Origin of the sequence: Citrobacter amalonaticus, assembly GCF_037053465.1 — a bacterium.
GTDB lineage: Bacteria > Pseudomonadota > Gammaproteobacteria > Enterobacterales > Enterobacteriaceae > Citrobacter_A > Citrobacter_A amalonaticus_H.
Genome location: NZ_JBALIF010000004.1, coordinates 243,137 through 265,366, shown reverse-complemented (window position 1 = coordinate 265,366; position 22,230 = coordinate 243,137). Strand labels below are relative to the sequence as shown.

The 22,230-nt window shown below is 54.2% G+C and carries 14 protein-coding genes, 3 tRNA genes and 1 pseudogene; 4 read left to right on the top strand and 14 right to left on the bottom strand.

The annotated features are described in order from the left end of the window. The first annotated feature begins 94 nt into the window (after positions 1–94). The 3 genes from WB371_RS08960 to WB371_RS08950 all read left to right on the top strand — a co-directional run bounded on the left by WB371_RS08960 (position 95) and on the right by WB371_RS08950 (position 449). Positions 95–171: transfer RNA gene (locus WB371_RS08960), tRNA-Met, on the top strand. A 62-nt stretch (positions 172–233) separates the two neighbouring features. Next, positions 234–310 (top strand) — tRNA-Met (locus WB371_RS08955). Positions 311–372: 62 nt separating this feature from the next. Further along, positions 373–449, top strand: a tRNA-Met gene (locus WB371_RS08950). Positions 450–521: 72 nt separating this feature from the next. Here the strand turns inward: WB371_RS08950 and amiC are convergent. Continuing rightward, a complete protein-coding gene (gene amiC, locus WB371_RS08945) occupies positions 522–1,775 on the bottom strand; it encodes an N-acetylmuramoyl-L-alanine amidase AmiC (RefSeq protein ID WP_336219712.1) in 1,254 nt (417 codons plus the stop codon). Between the two features lie 234 nt (positions 1,776–2,009). Between amiC and argA the strand changes: the two genes are divergently transcribed. Further along, the gene (gene argA / locus WB371_RS08940; protein ID WP_336219711.1) at positions 2,010–3,341 is read left to right on the top strand and encodes an amino-acid N-acetyltransferase; all 1,332 of its coding nucleotides are present in this window, start codon (positions 2,010–2,012) and stop codon (positions 3,339–3,341) included. A gap of 97 nt (positions 3,342–3,438) precedes the next feature. Here the strand turns inward: argA and recD are convergent, their stop codons facing one another. The 13 genes and pseudogenes from recD to WB371_RS08875 form a co-directional block, all read right to left on the bottom strand. Further along, a complete protein-coding gene (recD, locus tag WB371_RS08935) occupies positions 3,439–5,256 on the bottom strand; it encodes an exodeoxyribonuclease V subunit alpha (protein ID WP_336219710.1) in 1,818 nt (605 codons plus the stop codon). Beyond that, positions 5,253–8,798: an exodeoxyribonuclease V subunit beta gene (gene recB, locus WB371_RS08930; RefSeq protein ID WP_336219709.1), complete on the bottom strand. Its 3,546-nt coding sequence runs from the start codon at positions 8,796–8,798 to the stop codon at positions 5,253–5,255. Before recB ends, recD begins: the two co-directional genes overlap by 4 nt. Continuing rightward, positions 8,791–11,679 carry a pitrilysin gene (ptrA, locus tag WB371_RS08925; protein WP_336219708.1) on the bottom strand — a complete coding sequence of 963 codons (2,889 nt, stop codon included), beginning with the start codon at positions 11,677–11,679 and terminating at the stop codon, positions 8,791–8,793. The genes recB and ptrA overlap by 8 nt, the downstream gene beginning before the upstream one ends. Positions 11,680–11,799: 120 nt before the next feature. Further along, entirely contained in the window at positions 11,800–15,168 is a 3,369-nt protein-coding gene (recC, locus tag WB371_RS08920; RefSeq protein ID WP_336219707.1) for an exodeoxyribonuclease V subunit gamma, read from the bottom strand. A gap of 15 nt (positions 15,169–15,183) precedes the next feature. Further along, a complete protein-coding gene (locus WB371_RS08915; RefSeq protein ID WP_336219706.1) occupies positions 15,184–15,504 on the bottom strand; it encodes a prepilin-type N-terminal cleavage/methylation domain-containing protein in 321 nt (106 codons plus the stop codon). Continuing rightward, positions 15,489–15,896, bottom strand: a complete 408-nt coding sequence (locus WB371_RS08910) for a DUF2509 family protein (protein WP_336219705.1) — start codon at positions 15,894–15,896, stop codon at positions 15,489–15,491. Before WB371_RS08910 ends, WB371_RS08915 begins: the two co-directional genes overlap by 16 nt. Then, positions 15,893–16,456 carry a prepilin peptidase-dependent protein gene (locus WB371_RS08905; protein WP_336219866.1) on the bottom strand — a complete coding sequence of 188 codons (564 nt, stop codon included), beginning with the start codon at positions 16,454–16,456 and terminating at the stop codon, positions 15,893–15,895. The genes WB371_RS08910 and WB371_RS08905 overlap by 4 nt, the downstream gene beginning before the upstream one ends. Continuing rightward, a complete protein-coding gene (locus WB371_RS08900) occupies positions 16,447–16,917 on the bottom strand; it encodes a prepilin peptidase-dependent protein (protein WP_336219704.1) in 471 nt (156 codons plus the stop codon). The genes WB371_RS08905 and WB371_RS08900 overlap by 10 nt, the downstream gene beginning before the upstream one ends. Before the next feature lie 184 nt (positions 16,918–17,101). Continuing rightward, positions 17,102–17,896 carry a thymidylate synthase gene (gene thyA, locus WB371_RS08895; protein ID WP_336219703.1) on the bottom strand — a complete coding sequence of 265 codons (795 nt, stop codon included), beginning with the start codon at positions 17,894–17,896 and terminating at the stop codon, positions 17,102–17,104. Positions 17,897–17,902: 6 nt separating this feature from the next. Next, a complete protein-coding gene (gene lgt, locus WB371_RS08890) occupies positions 17,903–18,778 on the bottom strand; it encodes a prolipoprotein diacylglyceryl transferase (RefSeq protein WP_336219702.1) in 876 nt (291 codons plus the stop codon). A 147-nt stretch (positions 18,779–18,925) separates the two neighbouring features. After that, a complete protein-coding gene (ptsP, locus tag WB371_RS08885) occupies positions 18,926–21,172 on the bottom strand; it encodes a phosphoenolpyruvate--protein phosphotransferase (RefSeq protein ID WP_336219701.1) in 2,247 nt (748 codons plus the stop codon). A 12-nt stretch (positions 21,173–21,184) separates the two neighbouring features. Next, complete coding sequence (rppH, locus tag WB371_RS08880) at positions 21,185–21,715, bottom strand: RNA pyrophosphohydrolase (protein WP_042288915.1); 531 nt, start codon at positions 21,713–21,715, stop codon at positions 21,185–21,187. Positions 21,716–22,081: 366 nt separating this feature from the next. After that, a pseudogene (locus tag WB371_RS08875) lies at positions 22,082–22,213 on the bottom strand (hypothetical protein); the annotation flags it as partial. Positions 22,214–22,230 lie beyond the last annotated feature (17 nt).

The following is a 22,230-nucleotide window of genomic DNA, read 5'->3' as shown; positions in this document are numbered from 1 at the left end:
GCCTTGTTTTTGTTCATTTTCATGCCAAAACCGTGATCGAGGTGAAAAAAGGGTTGCATGAAAATGTTAGCAGAGTATAGTGCGCATCCACGGACGCGGGGTGGAGCAGCCTGGTAGCTCGTCGGGCTCATAACCCGAAGGTCGTCGGTTCAAATCCGGCCCCCGCAACCAATTAAAATTTGATGCAGTAAAGCTTCTGCACAGCAATCAGAAATGCGCAGCAGAATGGCGGACGCGGGGTGGAGCAGCCTGGTAGCTCGTCGGGCTCATAACCCGAAGGTCGTCGGTTCAAATCCGGCCCCCGCAACCAATCAAATTTTGATGCAATAACGCTTCTGCATAGCAGTTTGAAATGCGGAGCAGAAAGACGGACGCGGGGTGGAGCAGCCTGGTAGCTCGTCGGGCTCATAACCCGAAGGTCGTCGGTTCAAATCCGGCCCCCGCAACCACTATCAAACACCTTAACGGGTGTTTTTTCATATCTGCGGTCCGTAAAAAAAGCGCCTTTCAGCGCTTTTTTATTATCCTCTTCTCGCCAGCGTTGCTCCATCGGCGAAATACGCTTTAATTCCCGCCAGTATTGATTCTGCCACCTCCTGCTGGAAGGTTGCGGTTTTCAGCTTCCGTTCTTCTTCGATATTACTGATAAAAGCGGTTTCAACGAGAATCGACGGAATATCCGGCGCTTTCAGTACGGCAAACCCGGCCTGTTCAACCTGGTTTTTATGCAGATTGTTAATCTTACCCAGCTTGTTCAGTACCGCTTTCCCAAACTTCAAACTGTCGGCAATGGTCAGCGACTGCACCATATCGAACATCGTATGGTCGACATAGCGGTCGCCACTTTTGCTTACGCCACCAATCAAATCCGAGGCGTTCTGAGTCTGCGCCAGATATTTAGCCGCCGTACTGGTCGCCCCTTTGGTTGACAGAGCAAACACGGAAGAACCGCTGGGTTGCCGACTGGTGAAGGCGTCAGCGTGAATTGAAACGAACAGGTCGGCGCGCTGCTTTTGAGCCTTTGCCACACGCACCTTCAGCGGAATGAAGATATCTTCATTTCGCGTCATGTAGACCTTCATGTTACTTTCTTTCTCAATCAGCGCACGCAAACGGCGGGCAATCTGCAACACCACATCTTTCTCGCGCGTATTGTATTTCCCTACCGCGCCGGAGTCCTCACCGCCGTGCCCCGGATCAAGCATGATCACAATCGGGCGATCGCGTCCGGCTTTGCCCGGTTGCGGTCCACTTTGCGCGGGTGGAACCTGCTTATCGAGATCGCCTTTGTTGTAGTCTTCCAGCAGTGCCAGCAGCGGATCCTGCATATCCTGGGCATTGGCCGGATAAAGATCCATCACCAGGCGCTCTTTAAATCCTGCCACGGGCGCCAGCGCAAACAACTGCGGTTTCACGTTTTGTTTCAGTTCAAACACCATGCGCACAGTCTGCGGATCAAACTGTCCAACGCGTGCCGACTTGATGTAGGGATCGTCGGCGCGTATTTGCGCCGCCATGCCTTTCAGCACGGAATTCAGGTTCACACCTTCAATATCCACCACCACGCGTTCAGGATTGCTCAACGCAAATTGTTTGTATTTCAGCTCGTTATTCGATTCCACCGTAACACGAGTGTAACTTGATGCAGGCCAGACACGGACGGCAACGACCTGACTGGCGGCAGCCAGCCCGACCTGACTGACGCTCAATAGCCACATGGCGCCCGCCCCTTGCAATAAACGACGGCGGCTAATAGGTGGATTGGATCCCGACATGCTTCTCCCGAGCAAAATAAAACGTAACGGTGTTGAGATAGTAAACGACTAATTTGACCGGGAACTTTAGCGAATGACGCATAATCTGTCATCTATAAAAGGGTAAACATTCTTATTGCATTCACGGTATTACTGAGAAAAAACTTTGTCGGGGTCAAAATTTACACTTGCACGCGACGCGAAAACAGAATAAAAATACATTAATTACGAATAATCATGCAGCGAGGGTATGCCGTGGTGAAGGAACGTAGAACCGAACTGGTACAGGGATTCCGCCATTCAGTTCCCTATATCAATACCCATCGGGGAAAAACGTTTGTCATTATGCTCGGCGGTGAAGCCATTGAGCATGAAAACTTTTCCAGTATCGTCAACGACATTGGCCTGCTTCACAGCCTCGGTATCCGCCTGGTGGTGGTCTATGGCGCGCGTCCGCAAATTGATGCCAATCTTGCGATACATCACCATGAGCCGATGTATCACAAAAATACCCGCGTCACCGACGCCAAAACGCTGGAGCTGGTTAAACAGGCGGCGGGGACATTACAACTGGATATCACCGCACGATTGTCGATGAGCCTCAACAATACGCCATTGCAGGGCGCGCATATCAACGTGGTCAGCGGTAACTTTATCATCGCGCAACCGCTGGGCGTCGATGATGGCGTGGATTACTGCCACAGCGGGCGTATCCGTCGTATCGATGAAGAGGCGATCCATCGCCAACTCGATAGCGGCGCGATTGTGCTGATAGGGCCGGTCGCGGTGTCAGTCACCGGTGAAAGCTTTAATCTGACCTCGGAAGAGATCGCCACCCAGCTTGCTATCAAGCTGAAAGCCGAAAAAATGATCGGCTTTTGCTCCTCGCAAGGGGTGACTAACGATGAGGGAGATATCGTCTCTGAACTGTTCCCCAACGAAGCGCAGGCGCGCGTTGAGGCACAGGAAGAAAAAGGCGATTACAACTCGGGTACGGTGCGGTTTCTGCGGGGCGCGGTAAAAGCCTGTCGCAGCGGCGTGCGTCGCTGCCATCTGATCAGCTACCAGGAGGATGGCGCGCTGTTGCAGGAACTGTTCTCCCGTGACGGTATCGGGACACAAATCGTAATGGAGAGCGCCGAGCAAATTCGCCGCGCGACCATTAATGATATCGGTGGCATCCTGGAACTCATTCGCCCGCTGGAACAACAGGGCATTCTGGTGCGCCGTTCACGCGAACAACTGGAGATGGAGATCGACAAATTCACCATTATTCAGCGCGATAACATGACCATCGCCTGCGCAGCGCTGTATCCCTTCCCGGAAGAGAAGATCGGCGAGATGGCCTGCGTGGCGGTACATCCGGACTATCGCAGCTCATCGCGCGGTGAAGTGCTGCTGGAACGGATCGCCGCCCAGGCAAAACAGATTGGCCTGAGCAAGCTGTTCGTGCTGACGACCCGCAGTATTCACTGGTTTCAGGAGCGCGGCTTTACGCCAGTGGATATCGACCTGCTGCCGGAAAGCAAAAAAGAGATGTACAACTATCAGCGCAAATCGAAAGTGCTGATGGCGGATCTGGGTTAGCGGTTCTCGAATTGCCGGATGACGGCTAACGCCTTATCCGGCCTGCAATCACACACGCAACGTAGGCCTGATAAGCGTAGCGTCATCGGGCAACATCTCATTTAAACAATGTCGACAGCCCGCTGCGCCGCTCGGTTCGGGTCCCCACCGCACTGCTGAGAATGCGTTCATCGGCATACAACGACAGACGGCTTCGCGCGCGGGTTACCGCCGTATAGACCAGCTCTCTGGTGACAACCGGCGAGCGTTGGGTAGGTAAAACCAGCGCGGCATGATCGAACTCTGACCCCTGCGATTTGTGTACGGTCATCGCCCATGTCGTTTCATGCTCCGGCAGGCGGCTGGGCTGAACGGATTTAATACTGCCATCCGGCATCGCAAACCAGACCCTCAGCCCCTGTCCACGGTCGAGGGCAATCCCGATATCACCATTAAATAACCCCAGCGCACTGTCGTTACGGGCAATCATCACGGGTCGTCCTTCATACCAACGGGTGTGCGTCTGACGATGAATCTTCCGCTTTTGCTGCATAGCCAGTTCGATGCGTTCATTCAGTCCGGCGACCCCAAACGGCCCTTCACGCAGCGCGCACAGCAATTGAAACTCATTGAATGCCTGAATGATTAAAGCCGGCTCTGCGCGCGCGCCAAGTAGTTGTAAATAGTTTTCATAGCCTGTCAGCGTTTCATTAAGCATCGCGCTGTAATCGTCACTGGTCGCAAGCGTTCGCTTTTCAATATCGCGAAAGCCCTGCCGGAAGACACCAGCGATTGCCCCTTTATCACCACGGTTGATTGCCGCCGCCAGTTGTCCGATACCTGACTCACTGCCAAAGCGGTAGCTTTTTTGCAACAGACAAAGACTGTCTCTCAGCGCCGCAGCCTCATTACCCACACCTGCCGGTACGGGGGTTCCCGTCAGGCGGGTCAGTTGTTGGGCGCGCTCGGGCGTATAACCTGCATTGACCCAGGCACAGATATCGCCCAGTACAGCTCCCGCTTCAACGGAAGCAAGCTGATCGCGATCGCCGAGGAAAATCACCCGCCCCTGCGGGGGGAGCGCCTCGATTAAGCGAGCCATCATCGGCAGGTCAATCATCGACGCCTCATCCACCACCAGCACATCGAGATGCAGCGGATTGCCCGCATGGTGACGCAGGCGTTGACTGCCCGGTTGAGCGCCCAGCAGCCGGTGTAACGTACTGGCATCATCCGGAATACGTTTCTTTTGTTCATCCGTCAGTGGCAACTGGCGTAACGCCTTACCCAGTGACTCCGTCAGTCGCGCCGCGGCTTTACCCGTGGGTGCCGCCAGGCGAATACGGCAACGCTCGCCTTCTGCCATCTGAATCAACGCTGCCAGCAGTTTCGCTACTGTTGTGGTTTTCCCCGTCCCCGGCCCACCAGAAATCACCGAAATACGCCGTGTCAGCGCCACCGCCGCCGCGACTTTTTGCCAGTTGACGTCATTTGAAGACGGGAACAGTGCTTCCAGCGTATGGGTCAGTAAGGTTTCATCAACATCAACAGGCTGATTTACCTCACTAAAAAAACGGGCGACGGTACGTTCATTGCGCCACATGCGGTTCAGATACAGACGATCCTCATGGAGGATCATCGGCGATGGTCGCTCTCCGCCGCTCACCGCTTCTGAGGCGAGCAGACACTCAGTCCAACTGGCTGGCTCCCCCATTTCACTCAGGCTGGCGGCAAGCAGAGGAGGCCAGTCGGCCGCGAGTGCCAGGCGGGAGAGCGGTAAACAGACGTGCCCTTCCCCCGCATCCCGACTGAGTATCGCCGCCGCCAGGGTGACTGCGGGCTCATTTTCAGCGGTCACGGCGAGCGCAAACTGCGCATCCAGCGGACGCAGTTGCTTCTGCTCGACGGCTTCAAGCAATCGTTTCTGAAGCGTCATGATGCGTCCTCCAGTGCCACACCCGCAAACAGCTCATCCATTTGGGCAATCAACTCGCAGTCCGGGCGGGTGGTATAAATCCCTTGCTGCGGCTGTTCGCTGTCCACACCGCGCAAAAACAGATAAATCACGCCACCAAAATGGCGTTCATAGTCGTAATCGGCAATGCGATGACGCAGATAGCGATGCAGCGCCAGCGTATAGAGTTGGTACTGCAAATCGTAACGATGCGCCTGCATTGCCGCCGCCATCGCTTCCGGCGTGTAAGCGGTGCTGTTTTCACCCAGCCAGTTCGATTTGTAATCGAGCAGGTAGTAGCGACCATCATGACGAAACACCAGATCGATAAAGCCTTTTAACATGCCGCGAACCTGGGCAAATTCCAGCGGCGGACAACCTGCCGAGAGTGGATCAAACCGCCGGACCAGCGCATCCAGTTCCCCGGCGATAAGCGGCTGCGCAATCGGCAGATAAAACGCCATCTCAACCTGTTTTTCGCGCGCTGAAAGCTGGCTCAGACTGATGCCAGTCTCATTGAGCGGCGCGTGCAAAATGGCCGTCACCCAGGCAGTGATAACCGGTTCCCAGTGGGCGTCATAGCCACCAAGTGTGAGTTTTTCCTGCACCCATTCCGGCTTCACGGGTTGGGTAAAATCAAGATCTTCAAACAGGCTGTGCAGAAACGTTCCCGGTGATGCGCCGCGAGGAAACTGGTGCGGCGTCAATGCTGGTTCATCAGTCACCTCACCGACGCCTGTGGCATCAATGTCCAGCCGTGGCATGAGATCCTGAGCAATACTCTGTCCGCGCTGTTGCAACCCCGAATAACTGGTCACTCGCCAGGTGTCTCCCGGCAGACGTTTCACCTGCCGCGCACTCAACAACGCTTCGCTTTCGGCTGAGACCGACAGCGGTTCCATGTTGGCAACATCCGGAACACGACAGACGATGTTCTCGTCACAAATCGCGTCGATGGCCGCGCGGAGTCCGGCAGCATCCTGTGGCTCGCCCTTTTGCAGCAAACGTCCCAGCGCGCTTTGATGAACATCGGTGTCACCTTTTTTATCACCCCGGCGACGCACCAGCGGGGCCACGCCCAGACTGCAATGCCAGACTGAGCGGGTCAGCGCCACGTACAGTAAACGCAAGTCTTCCGCCAGACGCTCCGCTTCAGCAAGCGCCACGCTTTCGTCCGCCTCACTCAGATCCAGGACCGCCTCAAACGAACGGCGATCGTGATAAAACGCCTGATCCTGTACGCGGAAATTGGTAATAAACGGCAACCACACCAGCGGATATTCCAGCCCTTTCGACTTGTGGATGGTGACAATCTGTACAAGATGTTTGTCGCTTTCCAGACGCATTTGCTGGCTGGCGGCGTTACTGTCGGGTTCAAGAATATGCTGTGACAGCCAGCGAACCAGCGCGTGCTCGCTTTCCAGTTGAGAAGCCGCCCCCTGCAATAGCTCGCTGATGTGCAAAATATCGGTCAGGCGGCGTTCACCGCCTGCCGTGGCCAGCAGGTTCTCAGCAATATGACGCGACGACATTAACGCGCGAAGCATCGGCATCACGCCACGTTTTTGCCAGATCTGCCGGTAACCGACAAACTCTTCGACCACCCGATCCCAGGCAATTTCATTGTCGTTGAGCGTTTCAATGTCGCGCGCGTTCAGCCCCATCATGGAGGTTGCCAGCGCGCTGCGCAGGGTAGTCTCCTTCTCTGGCGTCATCACGGCCTGCAATACCCAAAGCATCTCCTGAGCTTCGAGGGTTTCAAACACGCTGTCGCGATTGGAAAGATAAACGGAGGGGATCGCTAATTGCGTCAGGGCATCGCGCACCAGCGTGGCTTCCTGGCGGCTTCGCACCAACACGCTGATGTCCGAGGCGCTCACAGGACGCGACTTGCCACCGCCAATGAGCGTCGCCTCGCCGTTTTGCCCTGCTTTCAACCAGTCGCGGATCTGCGCGGCACATACCTGCGCCATATAGCTTTGATAGTCCCCAACTCCGCAACTTTCCCCCTCCATCAGCCACAGCGTCATCGCGGGCTGGTTTTCCCCATGAAACGTAAAGCGCAGCGCCTGATTTTTATCGGCGTATTTCACTGGCTGGAACGGGATCTCGCGGAACATAAAAGCGTCGTCCATCTGGCTGAAAAGCCGATTGACGCTGTTCACCATGCCCGGCGCCGAGCGCCAGTTGGTGTCGAGGGTATAGTGAGCGCTAACCTCGCTTCGGGCTTTCATATAGGTAAAAATGTCTGCCCCGCGAAACGCGTAAATTGCCTGTTTCGGATCGCCTATCAACAACAGCGCGGTCTCTGGCTGATGTTGCCAGATACGCCGAAAAATACGGTACTGCTGAGGGTCGGTATCCTGGAATTCATCGATCATCGCCACCGGAAAACGAGCGCGAATCGCCGCAGCCAGCGCATCACCACTTTCACTGCGCAGTGCGCCATCGAGCCGACTGAGCATGTCGTCAAACCCGAGTTCCCCCCGGCGACGTTTTTCTCTGGCAACGGTCTCGCGTATCTCCACCAGCGCGCGAGTGATCACCAGATCTCTGATGGTCAGCGGTTGCGCCAGTAAGTCGTCAATAGCCACAAACAGCGGATGCTGTGGGACAGCGCCGCCTTCTTTAGTTCGATCCGCAAGAAAACGCTGAGAGAATTTCTCCAGCGCCTCAGGCAACTGGTAGCTTTGCGTCTCGGCCTGAGCCCAGGCGCTGATCTTTTCGATCCACTTGCCCTGGTTGCCTCGGTTAAATTTACGCCGATCAATCCCGGAAGCTTCCAACAGACTCTCAAGCTCACCGACCGATTCACACCACTGCTGTTTGAGCGTGTTGATCCGTTGAATAATACGTTCATGGCGAGAAGCCAGCGTTTCCTCTTCCGGCGGAGGAGCCTTGATGACCGGCGCTTCCCCTTGCAGGTAGCGGTTGATATCCGCGAGCAGCGCCTGCGGCCCCTTCCATGTATCAAACACCACCTGGGCGATTTCACGGGGCAAGGGATAACAGTGACGACGCCAGAAATCCGCACAGGCCTGAAAACGCAGCAGCGATTCATCTTCAATAAGCTGTTGTTCAAACAGCATGCCGGACTCGAAGGCATTCAGGCTCAGCATGCGCTGGCAAAAACCGTGGATGGTGAAGACCGCCGCTTCATCCATCTGCCGTTCGGCAAGCAGCAGCCATTGAGCCGCCTGTTTTTTATCGTCGATTTCATCCAGCAAACGGGCATAAAGGGGATTATCGGTCGATTCGCGCAGGCAGGCGATGCGTAGCTCATGAATATTGCTGCGGATACGACCGCGCAACTCTTCAGTGGCGGCCTCGGTAAAGGTCACCACCAGGAGCTCTTCAACGGTTAGAGGACGTGGAAAGGCGGCGGAACCGCCAAGTCCCAGCAGCAGACGCAGATAGAGCGCTGCGATAGTAAAGGTTTTGCCGGTGCCGGCGGAGGCTTCTATCAGGCGCTCACCCCTCAGGGGCAAGCGCAGGGGATCAAGAGGCTCAGCGACATCATTCATTCTTTTCATTCACCAGGGGCAAAGTTTGCTGCAACGCGCTGACGTTGTCCCACACTTTCCAGCCTTCAGGGTGCACATAGTGTGCTTTCCCTTTTTGACCGCCGGAAATCTGCGACAGTATCGCCATGCCTTGCGGCTCAACCACCGCCTGATGGAAGAAATCAGCAAGTTTTTGCGGCGTCAGCAGTTTTATCTGTGCCACGATTTTATCACGTGAATCAAAACGCATATTACCGCGATCGAAATCTTTGCTTAATTTAGAGGCCTCTTCCCCCAGCGTCTGCGGCGCCTGCAACATCTGGGTAATAACGGCCTGTTGAATCTGGCCGAACTCTTCCGGTTTCATCGCCCGCAATTTTGCCTCCGCCGTTGGGAAAAATGCCTGATAGCGATCCCAGAGATAAGACGGTTGTTTATCGCTACTCTGCAACAGGAAACCCATCCCCCACTGGCGTCCAACGCTTATCGGGAAGGCGAAAACCGCATAACCTAACTGCTCTTCCGTTCGCAGTTGATTGTAGAACCACGGCTGCACAATCTGGCCCAGCATGGCGCTGTAGGCTGAACTGGCGTATTCATCATAGCCAGTGGGAACAAAGACCGCCGCCAGTGCGGAGTCGGTGCTACTCCCCGCTTTTTCAAAAATAACCGACTGCTTTTTGTCCACCAATACATCTTTGTTTCGGCACCATTCGGAACCGTTCGCCGCCAGTTGTTTCTGGATATCACGCGCCATGGTGGTAACCTGCGCTTCGCTCATGTTGCCAACAGCAAGGAATTCCAGACGCGCCCCCATTTTTAAGGCTTCCCGGTATGCCATCACCTCTTTCAGAGTAATGGACGGCAGCAAGGCACGGCGCTCGTCGCGAGAAAAATAAGGCACCTGAGAAATCATCTGCACCGGCATAATGGCCTGTTCGTAGGCTTTCCCTTTCTCGGCAGAGTCCATCATCTGGCTATACCAGGATTTGGCTTGCTCAAGCTGTTCTTCCGTTGCGGTATAGCTAAAATATCCCTCAAGCAGCGCCTGGAAAAGTTGAGGCAAACGCTGAGTATAACCATCAGCATTCAGCATTAACCCATTGTTGGCATTGGTAGAAAAACTGATGCCGCCTACCGCCGCCTGATTACTTAACTGGTCGAGCGCAATGCCCGCCAGATAGTCGTTCAGTGCAAATATCACCTGGTTTTTAGCACTGTCCATCGCCCGTGGATTACGTAGAATGACGCTCACGTCCGCCTTTGGTTCGCTGGCAAAATACTGGCTCGGCGCGTAAACCACGCGCAGATTAGGCTCATCCACAATCAACGCCGGACGGTCATATTTTTTCTCTGGTTTAATCAGCGTGAAATCGTCAGGAATATACGGGTTCAGCTCTGGCAGCGACAGCGCGATACCCTGCGCTTTTTTCTGCCATTCGGCAAACGTCTGCTCACTGATTTTATTTACCTGATAAGGCGCATCAACAAAGTAAGCCGTTTTGTTGTGCGGCTCTTTCGGGCTGATGTACCAGATACGGGCGTTTTGCGGCGTCATCATATCCAGACGCGCCTTAATCGCTTTCGCATCATATTGATCGGCAATGTTGACGGCATCCAGCGTATGCGCCACCGGTACACGAATCATGGTATCTGCCAGCCACTCGACATAGTCCATATCACGGGTAATCGACGGATAACGGAAATCGAGGTCCAGCACATGAGACAGTTCGTCGAAATAACGTTTATCAACGCCCTTTTCACGTAACAGATTGAGATAGCTGAAAATCGCAGCGACTACTTCTTCGCGGTTAGCCAGTCCCTTATCCGTCAGCGTGGCAGAGATCGCTAACACACCGCTGTTGCCGTTAACCACCGGATCGGAGTCCGCGCGAATACCTTCCACCAGTCCTTGTTTTTGCAGCCAGTCGGACAGCGTTCCTGGGCTGCGGTTACCCATCAGATAGGTGATAAGCTCATCGGTTTTACTGCGAAACTGCGCGCTGTTGTTGTCGATTCGAAACTCCACGCGCAGCACTTTGCGCGGCAGCGCCGGAACATAATGGATGATGATTCCCTTTTGCACATCGGTGACAACCGGTACGGTAATTTCTGGTTTTTCGATATTTTTATTTGGCACCCGACCAAAGGTTTCTGCCGCAATTTTTGCCAGTTCAGGCAACGGTTTATTGCTGTAGATAACCGCTTTCATCAGGTTAGCGGAGTAATACTGGCTGTGAAAATCGCGTAATGCCTGCTGCACCGGATTACCCGGTTTGTCGCTTAAGGTTTCCAGGTTGCCGCCGGAAAAGCGTGATCCCGGGTGCGCCGGGTTGATGGTTTCGGCACTCACCTGCGCCATGCGCATCCCATCCCGGGTACGCGCCATCGTCAATTCCGCGTTTACGGCATTGCGCTCACGCTCGGCATATTTTTTATCCAGCAGCGGCTCAGCAATGGCATCAGCCAGCCGGTCAACAGCGCCGGTTAGCGCGTTGTTTTCCACTTCCAGATAGAAAGCCGTACGGTAGGGAGCCGTACTGGCGTTGTGGCTGCCGCCATGCAGTTTAAGGTATTCAGCAAGACTGTCAGCCTGCGGGTACTTTTTAGAGCCCATCAGACACATGTGTTCAAGATAGTGCGCCAGCCCCTGATGGGCATCCGGATCTTCCAGGGAGCCGACCGGAACCACCAACGCAGACAGGGATTTCACCGCCTGCGGGTCGGAAACCAGCAATACCACCATGCCATTATCCAGACGAACGGCCTGATACTGGCGGATATCTTTGTCGCTTTTACGGATGGTTTCCGCAATGGGTTGCCAACCGGTGTCTGCCTGACTTAAGGGTGCCCAAAAGGCGATCAACAACAGTAACGCTTTGAACCAGGTGCTGCGGGGCATTCAAGAACCTCATCATTAACTTTCTTTCTGCGCAAAGAGACGTTGGATGCTTCTCTGAGCAGGGCAACGCATCATAAAGGAAGCGTCAAAATTGCGCAATTTTTATACAATCCATAATTGTCACGACTGATTAAATCTGAAAAGCGGAAGCAGATAACGTTGAGACTGCAATACAATGGTCTCCAGGGTCGCTGAATCCAGTTGCCGCCACAGGCGTTGATACCAGATATCGTCGCCCTCGCCGCGCATTACCATGTTGCCTTCATAGGCCTGTAAAAACTTCATGCGGGCTTTTTGTCGTGTGTCATCGTCATCTAACATGGCATCATTTACCGCGTCATAACAGGTTTTTATCCATGCGCCACCACTTTCCGGTAAGACCAGAAGCGGTGCTGACATCCCTTCACGATATCCGTCAATCAGTTGCGCCAGATAACCCAATGCCTGGTCTTTTTCTAAGGGAGGGAAGCGCCACTCGCCGTCTTTTCGCAGAAACAATCGGCTTTCACCCTTTCCCCCACTGGCACAATAGACAAGATGTTCCAGCCAAAGTTGCACGCCCTGAGAAATGCTGATGAGTGAAGGCCGCCAGCGCAGTAAACCGTCGTCCTGAACTTGTGGCAACCAGCCCGTTAACTGCACACCGTTACAGTGAAGATCGACTTCCAGGCTCTGGCTTGACTGCCGACAGGCGACGATTTTATCCGCCAGCGCCTGCATTTCCTGATGCTGCGCTTCCCAGAGGATTTCGCCATAAGCGCCGTAGGGCAGATCGCCCGCCGCCCGGAAACGGCGGAACAGACGCTCGTCATCCTCCTGCTCAACCAGCGCATTGAGTAACTGCTGGTTAATCTGATAACGGGTTAACCCTTCCAGCGTAAAAGGTTCTGTGTCAGGGATATCGCTCTCTTCAGAGCGGAAACTCACCTGTAGCCGCATCTGGAAAAACGCCCTCACCGGATGGGCCCAGAAGCGTTGCAGCGTTTCCAGACTCAGGGTTTCCGGCATATCGAAAGTCAACGACTGAACAAAATCGGTATGCGCCTCGCCACTTCGGGCCGCCGCCGGTAGCCACTCGCGGGCATAGCTCTGCTGCTCGCCTGGCCGGAAATTTTGCGCATCGAAAGGCATACGGGTATGCAGCCTGGCAACATGCGCTTTGACCCGCTTTTCGCTCTCGTCGCAGGTTAACGCTTCATCTCCGGGCAGATAATGGCTTTGTCCGATGTAATCCAGCAATTCCTGAACCAGCACTGAAGGGAAGCGTTCGCTGTTATCCTGAATCGAGCGTCCGATATAGCTGATATAAAGCGATTGCTGCGCAGAAATCAGGGCTTCAAGGAAAAGATAACGGTCATCATCGCGACGACTGCGATCCCCGCGCATCGCTTTCTGGCTCATAAGATCAAAGCCTAGCGGGGAAAGCTGACGCGGGTAAACCCCGTCGTTCATGCCCAACAGACAGACCACTTTGAAAGGAATTGAGCGCATTGGCATCAGGGTACAGATATTCACCGGCCCCGCTAAGAAGCGCTGGCTTATCCGCTCCTGATCCAGTCTCTGCGCCAGTTCGTCACGCAGCAGCGACAACGGCACGGCGTCGCTATACTCAGCGTCCAGCCCTTCCGCAATCATCTTCTGCCACTGCTGTTCAATTAACGTCATTGCGGCTTCGGTTTCAGTATCCGGCAGGAAGAAATCGTTAAGCATGTCACGGCAGACAGGGAACCACTCTTCCAGCGGACGCTCCTGCGCCAGGCCGCGACGCCAGAGATTAAGTTGCATCAGGAGCGACGCCAGATGGCCGACCAGCTCGGCAATTAATCCACTGGATTCATCGTAAGGCAGTACGGACTGCCACTCGCCCTGTGCGCTTTCCATGGCATACCCCAGCAGCATACGCGTCAGGCCAAATTGCCATGTGTGTTGACCTGTAGCCGGAAGCGCCAGCTCCCGCACATTGTCATCATCAATGCCCCAGCGAATACCCGATTCATTGACCCACAACCGCAGATAGCGCAACCCTTCTTCACTGATATTGAAACGCGCCGCCAGCACAGGTACATCCAGCAATGCGAGTACATCTTCAGAGACAAATCGGCTATCAGGCAAAGACAGCAGGCTAATAAACGCCTGTAGCACAGGATGCGACTGACGCGCCCGGCGATCGGAGATGGCATATGGCAGATAGCGTTCCGCAGGGGCGCTACCAAATACGGCCTGAATAAAGGGGCTGTAGCTGTCGATATCCGCGACCATCACGATGATGTCCCGCGCCGTGAGTGTCGGATCCGCCTCCAGCATGGCTAGCAGCCTGTCGTGCAGAACCTCCACCTCTCGCTGAGGGCTATGACAGATGTGGAAAGTCACACTGGTATCATTCGGATCGAGGCGTCGCTTATTGTCGCTGCGTGAATACTCTTCCAGATTGACGCCCGCGACGGCGCGGTTTTCCAGTTCCAGAATATCGGCCTGAATGTTATGCAACAGGTTATCCGGCGTAACATCGACAAACGCATCCAGCTCCTGGCTGTTTTCCAGTTCAGAGAGCAGATAAATATAATCGCGCCCCAGTTTCCCCCACGACGCCAGCATTGGGTTGCCGACATCCTGTTCGCCATCGCTGTTAAATAAACTTTCCGCATTCGACATATCACGGAACAGCGGTAAATGGCGCTCTTCAAAGCTATGCCGCCGCTGACGCGCCAGCAGCTTTGCCAGATAGGCAGGGTCTTTAATATCGCCCCAGTAGTAACGGCAGGGATTGGTGAAAAGCAGATGTATATCAATATGTTTTCCCAGCGCCTGTAGTGCCTGTAAATACACCGGCGGAAGCGCGGAAATACCGCAGATAAACACGCGGGAGGGCAGACCGGGCGGGCACGCGCTGGCATTTTCCAGAGTCTGAATAAACCGTTGATAGAGGTTGGCACGATGCCAGCGTGGTTGTCCCAGCGCGTCAGTATACTCCACCAACGCTTTCCAAAGCGGTGCCTGCCAGATTTGCGCCTCTCCCAGCCCTTCTACCGTTCGCCCAGCCTCCCACTGCGTCAGCCATTCTGGTCGATAAACCAGATACTGGTCGAAAAGGTCTGCCGCGCGCGACGAAAGCTGAAACAGCTTGCGCTTGTCGGTGTCATCCGTCAGATAGTGGCGTAATAACGCGAAGTCGTCGTTTTCCAGCAGTTGCGGTAACAGCGTCATCAGCTTCCAGCTCATGCTCTGTTTGTTAAAAGCGCTCTCTTTTGGGATCTCTGGCAGCACGCGTACAAACATGTCCCAGATAAAGCTCGCCGGGAGCGGGAATTCTATGTTGGCGGCAATACCAAACTTCTGCGAAAGGGTCATCTGTAGCCACTGCGCCATACCGGTGCTCTGCACCAGAATCATCTCCGGCTCAAAGGGATCGTCCAGTCGATCGCGCTCAACGATAAATTCCATCAACGCTTCCAGCACGTCCAGACGGTTTGAGTGGTAGACCCTTAGCATAGAGACTCCTGACAACTAACGGTTCGGACAGTGCAGTTGCATCATTTGGCCCTGCCTGCCCTGTGGTGAAGAGAGTTTAACGCTGATGCTGACACATCCTGCTTGTGTTGTCTGCATTCGGTTAACCTGCCAGTTAACAGGCGGCGAAAAGGGACGCAGTTGCGTCTGCTGCCAGGCCTGTCGCCATAACTGAAGATACTGGCTTTGGGTAACATAACGACTCATCAGCGCACGTTGATATCCGGAAAGCGCCAACACGATCATCATCATCAGAACCATAGCCAGCACCACCTCCGGCAAACTAAACCCGCGCTGTTGATTCAGGGGATCTGGCATAATGCCACCTCCCGTAGCGGGCAGTAATCGCTCCAGCCATGGGGAGAAAAGACTATTGCCTCCCCTTGTTGCTCGCCCTGCCGCCATACGGATGTCCCCTGATAATTTGCGATAAGCAGAATTCGATTGTCGCCGAGAACCCGCAGGCAAACAGGAACATTTTCTGCGCCATAGTACTGGCACTGTTTTTCATAACGCACCTGCCACCGCTGCTTTCTGCCCCATTCCATTGCCGAAAGGGTGATAACCTGCCGCTGCAACGCCTGGCTTTCTATCGCTACGCGGGTGGCAAAACTCTCCAGTTGTTGATCTGCTCCTTGCAGCAGGAGCCCCCCGAAGACCAACAGCATCAACACCAGCGCCAGAGAAGAAGCTCCCCGCTCCCGGTTCATAAATTAAATCCAGTGACGCTGTAAAGCGCCTCAGCCATCATCTGAGGATCCACTTTACTGACACCGCGCAGATGCACTTTCAGTTCAGGCGCAAACCCAATAATTTCCTGACGCTCGACCTCAAATGCCATGATTTTTACCACGTCAGAATCCGTCATTTTATCCCATCCTTTTCCTGAGCAGTTTTTTGCGCCGCGCAGCGTCTCCAGTACGTTATTATTCAGGCGAAACCCGGTTTGTTCAGCGTCCTTTGTTGGCTCATTGTCCCAGACACCGTTATTGTTAGCATCCCACTGGACGATGACGCATTTTCCCGAATCGGTAATGCTAAGCCCTTCGCCGGAACAACTGCCGCGACAGTACCCTGCACGCTGAAGGTGCTTTGCGACGGCGTAGATTCGCTGCCACACCTCGGCTTCCAGTGCCAGTTTGCGCGTTTGCTGCAAAATATCGCGCTGTAACGCCGGCATAAACCGGGCGGCCCCCAGTAACAGTACGCTGCTGATAGCCATCGCAATCAGGACTTCAGGCAAAGAGAACCCTCTCTCCCTTATCGGCACCCCTGAATATCGTCGCTCTCGCACAGGCGGATTCTCCCCCACGGGGAAATCACCACCCGCCACTCGCCTGTCGCGTTTTTTAGACGGATATGTCCCGGCCATGCCGTGTTGCGCAGCCCATAGAACGCCAGCGACGGGGTAACTTCTGCCAGGTCGACATCGCCCCAACGTGGCGAAAAGACCTGCCCGGAACGCGACGTACAGGTCTTTTGGGAGTTGAATGAACTGACGAGACACCATGACGCGTCCTCCCTGATAGCGGTGATAATGTGGTCGCGATTATGCCAGTTAGCGTCTTCCCGAAGCTGCAGCATGTAATCACGCACCTGGCTGGCGGTCTGCCACAGATGCTGTTGTTGCAGCCATTGCTGCCAGCCGTAAAGTCCTGTTGCGCTCAGGCTGATAATCATAAGCATGGCGACCAGCGTTTCGATGAGCGTATAGCCCTGCTGTGTTTTCATAACGGCAGTATGTCGAACGGGGAGGTAAAAACGAGGCCAGCTTTTCGTTTTTTCGGCGGGGTACGAGAACAATCTAGCGGGTTGCAGAGGGTTGCACTATTTCAGGAACCCACGCCGAAAAACCGGCATCAGCGTAAAAAAAACCGACGCACCAGGGCGTCGGCTGTGACAGGATAGCGTCAGTTCAGATAGCCACTGGCGCTTTAATTCCTGGATGGGGATCGTAGCCTTCGATTTCAAAATCTTCGAAGCGGTAGTCGAAGAGAGAATCCGGTTTACGCTTGATAACCAGTTTCGGCAGCGCGCGCGGCTCGCGGGTTAACTGGAGGTGCGTCTGTTCCATGTGGTTACTGTACAGATGCGTGTCACCACCGGTCCAGACGAAATCCCCCACGTCCAGATCGCACTGCTGCGCCATCATATGCACCAGCAGGGCGTAACTGGCGATGTTAAACGGCAGGCCGAGGAACACATCACAGGAACGCTGATAGAGCTGGCAGGAGAGCTTGCCGTCCGCGACATAGAACTGGAAGAAGGCATGGCAGGGTGCCAGCGCCATTTTATCCAGCTCACCGACGTTCCACGCTGACACGATGATACGGCGTGAATCCGGATCGTTTTTCAGTTGGTTCAGGACGGTTGTAATCTGATCAATATGACGACCATCTGGCGTCGGCCAGGCGCGCCACTGTTTGCCATACACCGGGCCCAGGTTGCCATTTTCATCCGCCCATTCGTCCCAGATGGTGACGTTGTTTTCGTGCAGATAGGCCACGTTGGTGTCACCTTGCAGGAACCACAGCAGCTCATGGATAATCGAGCGCAGATGGCAGCGTTTCGTTGTCATCAGCGGGAATCCTTCCTGCAGGTTAAAACGCATCTGATGACCAAAAATGGAAAGCGTTCCGGTTCCGGTACGGTCGTTTTTCTGTGTGCCTTCATCCAGCACTTTTTGCATCAGTTCTAAATACTGTTTCATGGTTCCTCAGGAAACGTGTTGCTGTGGGCGACGGCGATAGGCCCAGACCATCATGATTACACCAGCGACAATCATCGGAATTGAGAGGATCTGTCCCATGCTGATGTACTGTACCCATTCACCGGTGAACTGCTGATCCGGCTGACGGAAGAATTCAACGATGATACGAAACGCGCCATAGCCAATTAAAAACAGCCCCGAAACGGACCCCATTGGCCGCGGTTTACGAATAAACAGATTAAGAATGATAAACAGCACAACCCCTTCCAGCGCCATCTCGTAGAGTTGAGACGCATGACGCGGCAGCGAGCCGTAGGTATCGAAGAGGGATTGCCATTGCGGGTTCGTTTGCAGCAGTAAAATATCTTCAGTGCGCGAGCCGGGGAACAGCATGGCATACGAGAAATTCGGGTCGACACGTCCCCACAGTTCACCGTTGATAAAGTTACCCAGACGCCCGGCTCCGAGACCAAAGGGGATCAATGGGGCAATAAAATCAGAAACCTGGAAGAAGCTGCGCTTCGTGCGTCTGGCGAAGATAATCATCACCAAAATCACACCAATCAGGCCACCGTGGAAGGACATCCCCCCGTCCCAGACGCGGAACAGGTACAGCGGATTATCCAGAAACAGCGGGAAGTTGTAGAACAGTACGTAGCCAATACGACCGCCGAGGAATACGCCAAGGAAACCGGCATAGAGTAAGTTTTCGACTTCATTTTTGGTCCAGCCACTGCCCGGACGATTGGCCCGGCGCGTTGCCAGCCACATCGCAAAAATAAAGCCCACCAGATACATTAAGCCGTACCAGTGAAGTGCGACGGGTCCAATTGAAAAAATGACCGGATCAAACTCCGGAAAATGCAGATAGCTACTGGTCATCTGTCACCACAATTTCTTGTTATTTAGCTGAAAAGGCTCAGCGAGCGATATGCGCACCCACTGCTTACAGGCGCTCCAAAGGAGCGAATAATAGCATACGAGGTTCTGTGAGGCTGTCGGAAGATGTAAAAGATCTGTATAGCGCTTTTACAACCCCCCGCGAATCAGGCCTCCCATGCCACGGCGCTCCATAAATGCCGCCACCTGATGACGTACCTCCGTCGCCAGTTGAGCCTCAAGGCTGCGCTGGGCCAGCGTTTTTGCCTCTTCATAATCAACATGGCGCAACAGATATTTTACGCGCGCCACGGAGCGTCCATTCATGGAAAGATGGCGGAAACCCAGGCCAATCAGAATGGTCACACACATCGGATCGCCGGCCATTTCACCACAAAGGCGCAGATCAATACCGCTGCGTTCCGCTTCTTGCGCAATCATCGACAGCGCACGAAGCATGCCCGGGTGCAGACTGTCATAGATGCTGGCAACACGCGTGTTGTTGCGATCCACCGCCAGAATGTACTGCGTTAAATCGTTAGTGCCGACGGAGACAAAATCGATCCGGTTCGCCAGATGCGGCAGCATAAAGACCATCGACGGGACTTCGAGCATGATGCCAATGCGCGGTTTCGGGATGGCGTAACCGATCATCTCTTCCACTTCGCGCCCGGCACGTTCAATCAGGCGACGCGCTTCATCCACCTCATCAATACTGGTCACCATCGGCAGTAAAATACTCAGGTTGCCCGTCGCCGCATTGGCGCGCAGCATGGCGCGCACCTGGATCAGGAAGATCTCAGGCTGATCGAGCGTAATGCGGATCCCCCGCCAGCCAAGACAGGGATTCTCTTCGCTGATCGGCATGTACGGCAACTGTTTGTCCGCGCCGACATCCAGCGTTCGCAGCGTCACTGGTTTGTCATTGAACATCTGTAACATGCCCTGATACTGCGCCACCTGCTCCTCTTCAGAGGGGAAACCGCTTTGCAGCATAAAGGGAATTTCGGTGCGGTAGAGACCGATGCCATCGATGCGACTACCCAGCTTTTCTTCGTGTTCCGGGCTGAGACCAGCATTGAGCATGACTTTTACCCGTTCACCACTTTTTAGCTGTGCGGGCAAATTGACATCATCTTCCGCCAGGCGGCTCAGTTCGTTCTCTTCGCTGATAAGCCGTTGGTATTCCTGAATCAACACCGGTTCGGGATCGACTAACACTTCGCCGCGATAACCATCCACCACCAGCGTACGCCGATGCAATACCGACGGCTGGATATCAGCGCCCATTACCGTGGGAATACCCATTGCACGAACCATGATCGCGGCATGCGAGTTGGCGGCACCGTCGCGCACGACAACGCCTGCCAGCCGGTCCTGCGGCAGCTCCGCCAGGGTGGTGGCGGAAAGTTCGTCAGCTACCAGCACGAATCGTTCCGGCCAGGCGTTCGGCCCCTGAACCGAATCATCAAGATGGAACAACAGACGCTGCCCGAGCGCGCGCAAATCGCCCGCCCGTTCTTTGAGATAGTTGTCACTCAGTGCAGCAAACTGTTCAGCAAACTTTTCGATGACCGTTTTGACTGCCCACTCCGCCACGGAGCCATTATCCACTTCGGTAAACAGTTCGCGTCGCAAGCGGGCATCGGAGAGCAGGTGCGAATAGAGATCGAAGATCGCGGCCGTCTCTTTCTGCGCGCCAGCGGCAAAGCGCTTACTGTAACGACGAAACTCGTTTGCCGCTTCTTCCAGCGCACCGGTCAGGCGCTCGCGCTCCAGAGCGGGATCCAGCGTTGAAGCCTGGTACACCTGCTCCATCAGCGGCAGCGTCGCATCCTGCCAGCCTTCCGCTATCGCCACGCCTGGTGCTGCAGGCAGCGCACGAATTCGCGTCTGGCGATATTGTCCAAACAGCGCGGTAAGTTGGGACTGAGAAAGAATTGCCGCCATCTGCGTGGCGAGCGTCACCAGGAAAGATTCTTCGCTCTCGTCGTACTGACGCAACTCACGTTGTTGAACAACCAGAACGCCCAGCAATTGACGACGCTGAATGATGGGCACGCCAAGAAAGGCGCGGAAGCGCTCTTCTTTGACTGAGGGGATGTACTTAAAGCTGGGATGTTTCTGCGCATCAGCGAGGTTGATCGGTTCCGCCAGCCTGCCAACCAGGCCGACGATCCCTTCATCAAATGCGAGTGCGACGGTGCGACCGCGCGGTTTTTTAAGCCCCCGCGTCGCCATCAGGTAATAACAACGCCGGTCATGGTCGGCCAGGTAAACCGAACAGACCTCCGTATCCATCGCAAGACAGATGTCAGTGACCAGGATATTCAGCGCTTCATTAAGACGCGGAGCACTGGCCACCTTTTCGACTATTTCGCGCAGGCGGGTGAGCATAATTTGCGTGGCTTAACCTCTTTTACGTCGATAAGCAGGTGCGCTTTGCGGCTTCGGCGTCGCTTCCTGAAGCGCCATCACAACACTTGCGAACTCTTTCATCACCCTGCGGTAGACATCGCGTTTAAATGAAACCACTTGCCGAACCGGGTACCAGTAACTGACCCAGCGCCACCCATCAAACTCAGGCGTGCTGCTGGTTTGCATGTTGATTTCCGCGTCTGCGCTCATCAACTGCAAGAGAAACCACTTTTGTTTCTGGCCGATACATACCGGCTTTGTGTCCCAACGCACCAAACGTTTCGGTAACTTGTAACGCAACCAGTTGCGAGTCGAGGCAAGGATCCGCACATCTTTACGGCTTAACCCTACTTCTTCAAACAGTTCCCGGTACATCGCCTGTTCTGCTGATTCTCCTGGATTTATCCCACCCTGTGGGAATTGCCAGGAGTGCTGACCAAACCGCCGGGCCCACATGACCTGGCCCTGACGATTACAAATTACGATACCTACATTTGGGCGGTAGCCATCGTCATCAATCACCGGACTACCTCAACATAAACCTTATATATGAATGATTGTTTCACACTCCTGACAGGCGGTAAACCACTGAGTTAGCGCTGTGCGAATCTAATAACAATTGAATAACTCACAGTTAAAAGCAAAGTTATATACAGAAGCTCACCCATATGGGCGATTTTATTCACCTTTTCTGTGGATAGAGTTGTGAAGAAGTACGGAATTACCACGGGAAAACCCGGAACAGTCTTAATTTAGGCCATTTCCCCCTGGAAAAATAATTTCTTTTATTCATGCAGTTACTACGCTATTCAACAAGATTGCACGTCATAAAGTGATGATCATCACATTGAGGATCATCAGGCTGACGAAAGATCGAACAGCGTTGGTTTTATCCACAGATTGTGCCAATAAGTTAGGCACAAATTGTGCGAAAATTCGATTTTCGTCGCACGTCAAGGCTGTAAATGGAAACAGTAGTCAGGGTTTTTCACAGTTATCCCATCTTTCTGTGGATAACATGGTGTAAGATCCTGTTT

What these genes read in the sequence shown, in the direction of transcription:
- recB (WP_336219709.1), bottom strand. Translation starts at nt 8,798, where the DNA reads ATGAATGATGTCGCTGAGCCTCTTGATCCCCTGCGCTTGCCCCTGAGG.
- WB371_RS08900 (WP_336219704.1), bottom strand. Translation starts at nt 16,917, where the DNA reads ATGAAAACACAGCAGGGCTATACGCTCATCGAAACGCTGGTCGCCATG.
- amiC (WP_336219712.1), bottom strand. Translation starts at nt 1,775, where the DNA reads ATGTCGGGATCCAATCCACCTATTAGCCGCCGTCGTTTATTGCAAGGG.
- ptsP (WP_336219701.1), bottom strand. Translation starts at nt 21,172, where the DNA reads ATGCTCACCCGCCTGCGCGAAATAGTCGAAAAGGTGGCCAGTGCTCCG.
- ptrA (WP_336219708.1), bottom strand. Translation starts at nt 11,679, where the DNA reads ATGCCCCGCAGCACCTGGTTCAAAGCGTTACTGTTGTTGATCGCCTTT.
- lgt (WP_336219702.1), bottom strand. Translation starts at nt 18,778, where the DNA reads ATGACCAGTAGCTATCTGCATTTTCCGGAGTTTGATCCGGTCATTTTT.
- WB371_RS08910 (WP_336219705.1), bottom strand. Translation starts at nt 15,896, where the DNA reads ATGAACCGGGAGCGGGGAGCTTCTTCTCTGGCGCTGGTGTTGATGCTG.
- recC (WP_336219707.1), bottom strand. Translation starts at nt 15,168, where the DNA reads ATGCTAAGGGTCTACCACTCAAACCGTCTGGACGTGCTGGAAGCGTTG.
- WB371_RS08915 (WP_336219706.1), bottom strand. Translation starts at nt 15,504, where the DNA reads ATGCCAGATCCCCTGAATCAACAGCGCGGGTTTAGTTTGCCGGAGGTG.
- recD (WP_336219710.1), bottom strand. Translation starts at nt 5,256, where the DNA reads ATGACGCTTCAGAAACGATTGCTTGAAGCCGTCGAGCAGAAGCAACTG.
- thyA (WP_336219703.1), bottom strand. Translation starts at nt 17,896, where the DNA reads ATGAAACAGTATTTAGAACTGATGCAAAAAGTGCTGGATGAAGGCACA.